Annotated in this window: 2 rRNA genes; both read left to right on the plus strand. The window is 44.8% G+C overall.

The annotated features are described in order from the left end of the window. Window positions 1-946: ribosomal RNA gene (locus SBH76_RS13400) — 16S ribosomal RNA — on the plus strand; the annotation flags it as partial. 170 nt (window positions 947-1,116) lie between these two features. Beyond that, window positions 1,117-1,234 (plus strand): 5S ribosomal RNA (rrf, locus tag SBH76_RS13405). Window positions 1,235-1,565 lie beyond the last annotated feature (331 nt).

The raw sequence follows: 1,565 nt of genomic DNA on the forward strand, positions 1-1,565 counted from the left end.
TTAGGAGGAACACCGGAGGCGAAGGCGGCTTACTGGACGACAACTGACGTTGAGGCTCGAAGGCGTGGGGAGCAAACAGGATTAGATACCCTGGTAGTCCACGCAGTAAACGATGAATACTTGGTGTCGGGGAGATAAACTCTTCGGTGCCGCAAGCTAACGCATTAAGTATTCCACCTGGGGAGTACGTTCGCAAGAATGAAACTCAAAGGAATTGACGGGGACCCGCACAAGCGGTGGAGCATGTGGTTTAATTCGAAGCAACGCGAAGAACCTTACCAAATCTTGACATACTCTTGAATAGCTTTGTAATGAGGCTAGACCTTCGGGACAAGGGATACAGGTGGTGCATGGTTGTCGTCAGCTCGTGTCGTGAGATGTTGGGTTAAGTCCCGCAACGAGCGCAACCCTTGTCGTCAGTAGCCAGCAGTAAGATGGGCACTCTGACGAGACAGCCGGAGATAATCCGGAGGAAGGTGGGGATGACGTCAAATCATCATGCCCCTTATGATTTGGGCTACACACGTGCTACAATGGCGTAAACAAAGTGAAGCAAAGCCGCGAGGCCAAGCAAATCACAAAAATAACGTCTCAGTTCGGATTGTAGTCTGCAACTCGACTATATGAAGCTGGAATCGCTAGTAATCGCAGATCAGAATGCTGCGGTGAATACGTTCCCGGGTCTTGTACACACCGCCCGTCACACCATGGGAGTCATCAATGCCCGAAGTCAGTGACCTAACCCACACTGGTAAACATAAAGCTGGGATAAGAATACGAGGGAATAAGCCGACAGGCTTATGAGTGAGTATTCTTATATGATATAAAGAATAGCAGTAGTTATGTTTAGCAGTGTGGGAAGGAGCTGCCGAAGGCAGGGAGGATAACTGGGGTGAAGTCGTAACAAGGTAGCCGTATCGGAAGGTGCGGCTGGATCACCTCCTTTCTATACATTTTTCACTTAATGAAAACGAGCCGAAGGTGAAGTTTGAGTGTTAGTGAAAAAGTAGTTCTTCATACGAACGAAGTGAGTATGATAGAACGTCATTAAAGGCTTTAGTAGGGGTTGTGAGTACTGTTTAGTACTAAATTAAAAAGGTGCTAAAAACATAACTTAGCGGTGTCGATGCGTCCAGGGGACACACCCGTTCCCATTCCGAACACGATGGTTAAGACCTGGTCGGCCGATGGTACTATACTGGAGACGGTATGGGAGAGTAGGTGGATGCCGCTGCATTTTAACTTAATAAGTAGAGACTACATCAGATATTCCTTTGGAAAGGATGAAAGATGTTGAAGTTCGAATCTTTAAGTCTCATTTGCAGAGAACTTCTCTGCATGATGTACCTTGAAAACTGCATACCAAACGAGAAATTATATAAATATTTTATAATTAGACATCCGAGGTATCAATTACTTTAAAGTGATTGATATTTAATAACAAAAATAAATTTTTAAACATAGTGTATGATACACGCTAGTGTCATACATAAACACTAAATCTAAATGATTTAAGAGGTTAAACATAAAGAGCGTAGGGTGGATGCCTAGGCACTGACAGCCGA

Source organism: Lachnoanaerobaculum sanguinis, from assembly GCF_033242365.1.
Lineage (GTDB): Bacteria > Bacillota > Clostridia > Lachnospirales > Lachnospiraceae > Lachnoanaerobaculum > Lachnoanaerobaculum sanguinis.